The organism is Prosthecobacter sp., assembly GCF_049294395.1.
Lineage (GTDB): Bacteria > Verrucomicrobiota > Verrucomicrobiia > Verrucomicrobiales > Verrucomicrobiaceae > Prosthecobacter.
In genome coordinates, this window is the sequence record NZ_JBAQCR010000252.1 from 1 (window position 1) to 8,237 (window position 8,237).

An 8,237-nucleotide genomic window follows, 5' to 3' on the forward strand; every position below is an offset into this window, starting at 1 on the left:
GCCCCGCACGCTTCACGCGCATCTTCAGCCGCCTGCTGCTCATCAGCTTCGCCGTGCTCGCCATCGCGCTCCTGTTTCTCCCGTGGCGCCAGTTCGTCGCCGGCACCGGTCGCGTCATCGCCTTCAATCCGCTGGACCGCCGCGTCAATGTGGAGGCCCAGGTCTCCGGCCGCGTGCGCAATCTCCACATCACCGAAGGCCAGCGCGTGAAGAAAGGCGAGCTCATCATCGAGATCCAGGACAACGACCCCAATCTCATCAACAACCTCCGCGCCCAGCGCGAAGCCATCGAAAGCCGCCGCGACTTTGCCCAGGGCCGCGTCGAGTCCCTCACCGCGCAGATCACCCAGCAGGAGCTCGCCAAAGCCCAGGCCATCGATGGCGCAGAACAGCGCGTCGCAGGTGCGAAAATCGCGGCGGAAACGGCGCAGCTCAATCACAAGCGCACGCAGGAGCTCTTCAGCAAGCAGCTCGAATCCCAGCGCAACATGGAGCTGGCCACCCTCCAGCGCGATGCCACCGCCGCCGATCTCAAGTCCGCCGAAGCCGCCCTCAAGCGCACCGGCAATGACATGGATGCCCTCATCGCCTCCATCCACGCCTCCAAAGGCAGCGCCCTCGGCGAAGTCGCCACCGCAGAGCGCGATCTCTCCGTCATCGACGTGCAGATCAATCAAAACCTCCGCCAGATCGTCGAGGCCCCGCGCGATGGCGTCGTCCTCCAGGTCGCCGTCACAGACGGCACCTACCTCCGGCCCGGCTCCCTCATCTGCGTCATCATTCCCGAGAGCGACAGCCGCAACGTGGAAATCTGGGTGGACGGCAACGACATGCCGCTCATCCACGCGCGGAAGGAAGTGAACGGCGTCGTCACCCCCGGCAGCCCCGTGCGCCTCGCCTTTGAAGGCTGGCCCGCCGTGCAGGCCATCGGCTGGCCGCAGCTCGCCATTGGCACCTTTGGCGGCGAAGTCGTCTTTGTGGATGCCAGCGATGACGGTCAGGGCCACTTCCGCGTCCTCATCGGCCCCGCTGATGACGTCGTGGACCGTGGCGACGGCAAAGGCCCCGTCACCGTCGGCTGGCCGGACCGCGAGCGCTGGCTGCGTCAGGGCACCCGCGCCAATGCCTGGTTCCTCCTTGATGAAGTGCCCCTCTGGTTTGAGCTCTGGCGCCAGATCAACGGCTTCCCCGCCGTGAACTCCAACGCCGACGGCAAGCTCGACCCCACCAAGAAGTGATATTTCCTACCACACTGAACCCGACCACGACCCAGAAGATGCCAGCCCTCACGCCCCCCGCCGGAAACACCATCACACTCACACCGCAGGCCATCAAACGCTGCCGCGCCGCCATGGTCGCCCTCATGCTCCCCTTCGCCGGACTCGAAGCCGCGCCTGAGGAAAAAGTGAAGGAGAAATCCCGCCCACTGCTCCTCCCGGAAGTCCTGCAAAGCGTCAAGACCCAGTACCCGCCCTACCTCGCCGCCATGATCGAGCAGGACATCGCCAACGGCCGCGCGCGTCAGGCCATGGGCGCCTTTGACCTCAATCTCAATGCCGGCGGCGCCTTTGCCCCCTCCGGCTACTACGACGGCCAGACCGCCTACACCATGCTGGAGCAGCCCCTCACCAACTGGGGCGGCGGCGTCTACGGCGGCTACCGCCTCAGCAGCGGCTTCCTGCCCAACTACAACAAGGACCGCACCAGCACCGATGGCGAAGGCATCCTCGGCTTCCGCATCCCCCTCCTGCGGGACGGCACCATCGACCGCCGCCGCGCCACCCTCTGGCAGGCGCAGATTGATCAGGAACTCGCCGACCCCATCATCTTCCGGCAGTATCTGGACTTCATTCGCGCCGCTACCATCTCCTACTATGGCTGGCTCTCCGCAGGCCAGCGCCTCACCCTCACCGAAGAGCTCCTCCGCGTCGCCAAAGAGCGCGACTCCGCCATCGCCCAGCAGGTGAAAAACGGCGCCTCAGCCCCCATCGTGCAGGTGGACAATCAGCGCCTCGTCGTCAGCCGTGAGATCGCCGTCGTCCAGGCCCGCCGCCGCCTGCAGGCCGCCACCATTGAGCTCTCCCTCTTCTACCGCGATCTCCGCAGCGCAGAGCCCATCCTCGCCCCGCGCACCCGCCTCCCCTCCGCCTTCCCCACGCACGGCCACCCTGCGGAATCCCAGCTCACCGTGGACATCGCCAAGGCCCTCATCTTCCGCCCCGAGATGCGCCGCATCGAGCTCACCCTGGAGAAAACCGGCATCGAGCGCCGCCTCGCCAAAAACAATCTCCTCCCCAGCCTCGAAGTCGGCGTGCAGGCCGCTCAAAGCTCAGGAGGCAGACTCCCCTCCGCGCTGGAGCGCACTGAGATCGAGGCCAAGGTCGAGTTCAAGATGCCCCTTCAGCGCCGCGAAGCCAAAGGCCGCGTCGAAGTCGCCGACGCCCAGATCGAGCGCCTCAATCAGGAAATGCTCTTCGCCCGCCAGCGCATCACCGCCGACGTGCGCGACTCCCACAGCGCCCTCCTCGCCGCCCACGAAGTCCTCCTTCAGACCCGCCGCAACGTCGATCTCGCCCAGCAGCTCGCCACCGCCGAAGCCGAGCGCCTCAAGCAAGGCGCCACTGACCTCCTCGCCCTCCAGATCCGCGAGCAGGCCAGCTTCGACGCCAAAGTCCTCGAAGTCGAAGCCCAGTCCGAATACTTCCGCGCCCACGCCAACTACCGCGCCGCCATCGCCGCAGACAAATAAGCAAGCCCTCAGGCCTGGCATGAAAAGCAGCTCTTCATTGTCTTGAAAGCTGCCACCTCAATCAGCGCCCCAGTCTTTTGGAGTGCGGTCGCGAAGATGCAAGGCGCAAGCCTGCATCGCAGCTACCGCTTTCGCGGGGTGAATCACGATCTCCTGCCTCAGCGCACCGTCCAGCCTGCGAAAGCGGCGCCACGCCCAGGCTTGCCGCACGCATTGATTGATTCGCTTCGCTCACCCTGCGGGCTCCTTGCAGTCGTCTGCCTCACTTCGTTCGGCTCGCTTCGCTCACCCTTCGGGCAGCCTGCGGCTGTCTACCTCCGCTGCGCTCCGGTTCCAAGACGCTTCGCGCTCGCGAGAGCACCAGCCCTTGCAACCACGCGCCAGCGTCGTGGACTGCGGTGGCAGAGATGCACGGCGCAAGCCTGCATCGGCGACACCGCTTTCGCGGGGTATGGATCATTCTTCGACCTCAGCCTGCTTGCCGGCCTGCCGGTGAAGCCCCTCAAAAGACGGAGCAGGCAGTGTCACCCAGGTTCCTGTTCAAACCCCTGCGCCACCGCCGCCCCCAAAATGGGGTCAGTGTGCAAATTCTTGACAGATCCCCCCCCTTAATCATCCTCATAAACCCGATCATCGCCTGCCCCGGCACGCCTTCTTCTGCGGAGCCGGACGCGTCTCAAAAAACTTCGCCCCCACCGCACCCTTCGGCAGCACGATGTTCTTTCCGGCGCGCTTCATCTCCATCAGCGCCGCAAGGGAGATCGCATGATTCGGCACCACCGTGCCGCTGTGCTTGGGCACGATGATCTCCGGCCCCTCCTCTCCCACGAGGTAGGGCCTGCCTGCCTGCACCGGCCCGCCTTTCGCGCGTGCCTGAGGGTCCGGCAGCTTCAGCGGCCCTCCCATCCCACCAGAGCCGATGCCAAGCGGCTGCGTGTTTGCCTGCAGCGTCCCCGTGTTTGGCATGCCCAGACTGCTCGGTGGCGTAGCCGCTCCCGTGGTTGTGACGGAAGACGTCTGGGGGACGGGCACGGTTGTGTGCGTCAGGCTGTGGTTGTTTCCCGTCACCGCCCCGAGCGCCGGAACTGAAGGTCCGATCACCGCAGGCACCAGCGGCTTCGGCGCTTCCATGCCCTTCGCAGGATTGCTGCCAAACTGCTCCGTAGACGCCTTGATCGTCCCATCCAGCCCGCCTGTCGCAGCCACAGGCTTCGGCGGTGCCGGCGGCGTCTGTTTCGGTGGCACGGGGACAAACTTGTACCCACCCTGGCCGTCGGGCACCTGGTCAAATTTGGGCGAGTTGGGGTTCTTCGAAATGTTGCCCTGCTCGTCCATGATCTGCCCCGAGTTCGCCCCGTTGAACTTCTGGCGCGCCGCATCAAAGGTCCCGTTCGCCTTTGCCAGCGCCACATTGCTCTGCCGCTGCTTGTACGCATCCGCCGGCGTCGGGCGCGGCGTCATCAGTCTGGACGACCGCTGGCTCAGCGAGCCCGTTGCGGAGCCAAAGGTCGAGGACACAGGCGAGGTGCTGCCGTCGCGGTTGATCGTGCCCACACGGATGGCCGTGCGCCCGGTCCCCGGCCCCGTGCCGGGCATGTAGATGTTGTTGCGCGGGCGAGCATCAAGACGACCTGGACGCTTCCCAAAGCCCGCGCTGTTTGCCTCCTTCATGCCATCAAGCTGCTCCGGGGTGAACTGCGGCAGCGGCTGGCTCAGAGAGCCCGTCGCGGTGCCAAAGGTCGAGGACACAGGAGAGACGCTGCCGTCGCGGTTGATCGTGCCGGTGCGCCGCGCCGCCATCCCCGTGCCACGCCCCGTCCCACGGGCGTACTTGTTGTTGCGCGGGCGGACATCGGTCCGGTTTTGCGGCTGCTGCTCTTCTTCCTGGGTTTGTTCTTCGTCGTCAGATTGCATGTTTTGAAAGGCCATGACACAACCTTGGGTCCGGATTTCAGAGTTCAAGTACTTTGATATTTTTTCATGGTATGTTTAGGTATTGCTTCGCCCCGTTGCACCCGCTTTCCACTTCCAGGCCCATCTGACCTGCAGGCCGGTGCAGTCATCCAGCCCTTCGGGCACCCCACTCCCGGCCATGCAGCGATAAGCCCCGCGCCTATTCACTTTTCACGCCATCCGCTCCTCGACAAACCGCGCCGCAGTTCAATACTCCCCCGCCCCCTCTTTGCCCTCATGAAATTAGCCGACCCCGACTCACTGCCTGCGACTTCCCCCAGAACCATGGCGGTGCTCATTCTCATCCTCATCGGCCTCATGGTCGCCACGGTCAAGATGGCCCTCTATCCCTCGCCGCCCGCCGCATGGGATCGCCTCCACGAGACCGGCACCCTTTCCCAGGCCGAGGCCAACACCCTCCTTTCCGGCAGCGGCGCCCACATCGAATCCATCAAGGCCGGCGATCCCGTCACCACCGAGACCTGGTATAAAAACCACCGCACCGGCACCTGGACCGTTCTCATCCGCTTCGCCAAAACTCCCAAGGGAGACGCCGTGCAGTCCGTCCACATCCGCAGCGACATCAGCCATCTCCCCTACTTCACCCGCACCTGGGACTACCCTGAAACAACCTCCCAGTCAAAGAGCGCTCCTTCCGCAAGTGCACAGCCACCTTCACCACCAGCTCCCGCAACCGTCACAGCGCAGCCTGCTCCTGCCACAAACGCGCCAGCCAAGTAGCGCCTCTGCACCGAATCCCTCATCGGCGGCTCACAGGCAAGGGACTTGTCGGCCCCATGAGTCCATGCACGCTGCGCAGTTCCACGCTCGGGTGCTTCACCGACACCGAGGCACCGGCTCGCAGCCACGGTCAACCACCGTCAACTTCCCCCCTACTCCTCCCGGCACCAGTCCCCGTTGCTAAACACCACGCAGCGTCCCTCCGCGCCATCAAAGACCACCGCGTGCTCAGACCCCAGCGCCACGCACGCCGCCAGCACCACCCGCGCCATCTCCCGCGTGATGGGCACGCGCGCCGCCACACGCATGATCCGCGACGGGTCCATGCGCGGCCACGAGGTGAAGTCCGCCTCATCATCCGCGCCGCCTTCGCTGAATGATCCCACGCTCATCAGCGCCTGCTTCATCATCCAGAAGAAGTGCCCGAAATTTCGCAGCTCATCCGCCTCCGTCAGCCGCCGGTCCAGCTTCTCACAGTGCTTCTCAAACTCCCGCAGCAGCCCCTCCATCTCCTCCTCCGGCAGGAAGTGCTCCATCACCTCAGGCACAGCCGCAGCCCTCGCGGCACTTGAGTGAGAGCCAGGAACAGGAGGCAGCACAGCATTCATAAACAACCGCCGCCAGCCACCCGCCACCACAGCAGGCATCAGCAGCACTTTCTTGGACGCAGCGCCCACGCAAAAAGTCAAAACTCCCTGCATGAAGTACGACAGGCACTCCTGCCTGTCGGCCAGCGCCCCCTCATCTCCCAGCCACCACGAGCGATCGCTGCCCAGAAGTAGAATGGGTGTGGCGACAGCCCGCCCGTTCACCAGCGCGTGGCAAACACACCATCGCCCGATGCCCCGCGTCAGGCGCTTTGGTCAAGTTGCACCCACAGTGTCCCCGCACGCCCAGCGCCACAGGGGCGCGGGCTTCCGCTCACCGCACCCTCTTATAATCCACCGGCCTCCGCCTCCTTCGCGTCGCCGGCTTGTACAGCGTCGCGCTTCCCTTGCAGCGGTACGCCATCGCCAGGCCCATCACGTCATCATCGTGGCAGCCGCTGCGCGCCTCCTCGCGCCCGTTCTTGCTCCACATGAAGTTCTTGCACTCCGCCAGGATATGCGGGCAGAACACATCCAGCGTCTCGTTGTGAAACGCCAGCGCCAGACTGTCGATCACATCCCTGCGCTGATCCCTGTCCTTCAGCTTCCACCCCAGCATGAAGTTCTGCTTTTCGCGGTCATACGGGTCCACCACCTGCCGCTTGTACAGCGGCACCCCCGCATCCTTCAGCCGCTCCAGCACATGCAGCCCCATGTTCACCTCCAGCACCACCAGCGCCCCACCATAGTACTCGGACAGCAGCGCGATGTAGTCCGCCGTCAGCAGCGTCGTCCCCGTAAACGGCGGCCGCACACGCGCCACCACCGCATCCTTGTAGCACGCACCACCCGCCTCCTGGTACTCCGTGCGAAGCACACCGATCGAGTGCCGGTCCGGGTCACCGCTCGCCGCCTGGTCCTCCCCCGTCATCGGGTCACACCACACGATGTAGCTGCACCCCGGCTGCGGCTTTTCCCAGATGTGAAAGCTGCCAAAGCCGCTCGCATCCAGCTGAAACTCCACCCCGTCCCCCACCGCCACCAGAGAGCCCACCTCCGGCTCATGCAACTGCGACGCCAGCTCCAGCCGCCGCAGCGCCGCCACGTTAAAGCGCGGCCTGCCTGAAGAAAGAAAGCAGCTCACCTCATCCTCCGGATAGAACTCATCAAACGTGTCCTCCGAGCCCGAGCACTCAGACTCCATGATCGCCCGCCGCCACGCCATCTGCTCATGCGTCCACCCATAGCGCCGACGCCCGTTCGCCTCACGCGGCGTCATCGTCGCGTCGATCTTCGCCCGCATCGCCTCCGTCACCGGCTTCGCATTCTCTGCAAACTCAAACCACGCTGCAAACACCTTCACCCACCCGTTCCCCGGTGCCGCATCCCCCGCACGCCACGCCTTGAGGAAATCATCCAAAGACAGCGCCCCCTGCCACGTCTCATAGTGCCAGCCGCTCGCCCCGTCCGGCGTGCTCTCCGCGATCGCCAGCCCCGCGTCATTCAGCGATGGCAGGATCGACGCCATGATCTTCCGGTCATCCTTCACCCCGCCGCGCGGATACTTCGCGCTCTCGCTAAACAGCACCGCCTGCCGCGGCTTCGAGATCCCCGGGTTCATCGACTCCGCACTCGTGATCGTCGCCGTGCTCCCGTTCGCCCACTTCATCCGCCGCTCACGCGGCACCAGCGCATTGTGCCACGGAAATCGGTCATTCTCGCTGAAGGTCCGAATCCGCTCCAGGATGCCCTGGCTGTTCGCGCTGATGTTCGCCAGGATCAGCGCATCCGTGTTCCGCTGCTGGCATAGGTGATAAATCACCTCCACGCTGAAGGTCGTCCCCCCGCACTGGCGGATCTTCGTCACAATGACGCGTATCGCCGGAATCCCCAGCGCCGTCAGCACCTCCACCGCCTCCGCCATCCGTCGCTGCAGCACATTCGCCCGCGGCGTCTCCAGCTTCTTCGTCGTAGCGTTCTGCACCTTCGTGCACGTCTCGAAATGAACCAGCGGCGAATGCGCCACCAGATGGAAATCAGCATCGTTCATAGTGTAACCATCAGCCTTGGGCCCGGATTTCAGATCTCAAGCGATTTCTTCACCATCCTGTCTTTTTACATCACTTAATACCACATAATGGTCTTTTCCAACCTCTTCAAAACATCCGGTCCAGCCCCGGCCTCAAATCACCCTGCCAAAATTCCTG

The 8,237-nt window shown here is 64.5% G+C and carries 6 protein-coding genes; 3 read left to right on the top strand and 3 right to left on the bottom strand.

The features are described 5' to 3' along the window. Window positions 1-1,238: HlyD family secretion protein (locus WAW39_RS17495; RefSeq protein WP_422320474.1), on the top strand; the 1,238-nt coding region annotated here is incomplete at its 5' end. Continuing rightward, on the top strand, window positions 1,235-2,749 hold the full coding sequence (locus WAW39_RS17500) for a TolC family protein (RefSeq protein WP_422320475.1): 1,515 nt from the start codon (window positions 1,235-1,237) through the stop codon (window positions 2,747-2,749). The genes WAW39_RS17495 and WAW39_RS17500, both read left to right, overlap by 4 nt. 630 nt (window positions 2,750-3,379) lie before the next feature. On the opposite strand, the gene WAW39_RS17505 is transcribed toward WAW39_RS17500, so the two are convergent. Beyond that, on the bottom strand, window positions 3,380-4,663 hold the full coding sequence (locus WAW39_RS17505; protein WP_422320476.1) for a hypothetical protein: 1,284 nt from the start codon (window positions 4,661-4,663) through the stop codon (window positions 3,380-3,382). Between the two features lie 276 nt (window positions 4,664-4,939). Between WAW39_RS17505 and WAW39_RS17510 the strand changes: the two genes are divergently transcribed. Continuing rightward, complete coding sequence (locus tag WAW39_RS17510) at window positions 4,940-5,443, top strand: hypothetical protein (RefSeq protein ID WP_422320477.1); 504 nt, start codon at window positions 4,940-4,942, stop codon at window positions 5,441-5,443. Between the two features lie 152 nt (window positions 5,444-5,595). Here WAW39_RS17510 and WAW39_RS17515 read toward each other — a convergent pair whose 3' ends face one another. Continuing rightward, window positions 5,596-6,255 (bottom strand): hypothetical protein, encoded by a 660-nt coding sequence (locus WAW39_RS17515; protein WP_422320478.1) that lies wholly within the window; start codon window positions 6,253-6,255, stop codon window positions 5,596-5,598. A gap of 109 nt (window positions 6,256-6,364) precedes the next feature. Next, on the bottom strand, window positions 6,365-8,080 hold the full coding sequence (locus tag WAW39_RS17520; RefSeq protein ID WP_422320479.1) for a hypothetical protein: 1,716 nt from the start codon (window positions 8,078-8,080) through the stop codon (window positions 6,365-6,367). Window positions 8,081-8,237 lie beyond the last annotated feature (157 nt).

Bases quoted from the DNA above. Each gene is read 5' to 3' on its own strand.
- WAW39_RS17520 (WP_422320479.1), bottom strand. From the start codon at position 8,080: ATGAACGATGCTGATTTCCATCTGGTGGCGCATTCGCCGCTGGTTCAT.
- WAW39_RS17510 (WP_422320477.1), top strand. From the start codon at position 4,940: ATGAAATTAGCCGACCCCGACTCACTGCCTGCGACTTCCCCCAGAACC.
- WAW39_RS17505 (WP_422320476.1), bottom strand. From the start codon at position 4,663: ATGCAATCTGACGACGAAGAACAAACCCAGGAAGAAGAGCAGCAGCCG.